General features: G+C 32.3%; 1 protein-coding gene. It reads right to left on the minus strand.

Going from position 1 to position 328, the window contains the following annotated elements; genetic code table 11:
- Positions 1-328: replication/maintenance protein RepL (locus tag FS486_RS19860; RefSeq protein WP_144514030.1), on the minus strand; the 328-nt coding region annotated here is incomplete at both ends.

The raw sequence follows: 328 nt of genomic DNA on the forward strand, positions 1-328 counted from the left end.
TCCAGTTTTTCTTTTTATAATATTTCCTTCTTCTAAGATTTTAAGTGTTGTTATTACTGTTTGTAGACTTGTTCCTGTAGCTTTTGCTATTTCTCTTGTTGTAGCTATTATTGTATTGTTACTTAAGTGGACATTATCTAGGATATAGTTAACGATTTTAAGTTTTTTTCCGCCAATCATATCTAACATACTTATTAATTGCACTATATATGCCTTTACGAAGTTACCAGACGTTTGTTTACGGTATAACTTGTCTACCTCTATGACTTCTCCACTTTCTTCCTCTATGAGCCTCTGACAGCCTCTATAGACTGTTCCATATCTTTCT

Source organism: Bacillus sp. FJAT-22090 (genome assembly GCF_007676755.1).
Taxonomy (GTDB): Bacteria; Bacillota; Bacilli; order Bacillales_A; family Planococcaceae; genus Psychrobacillus.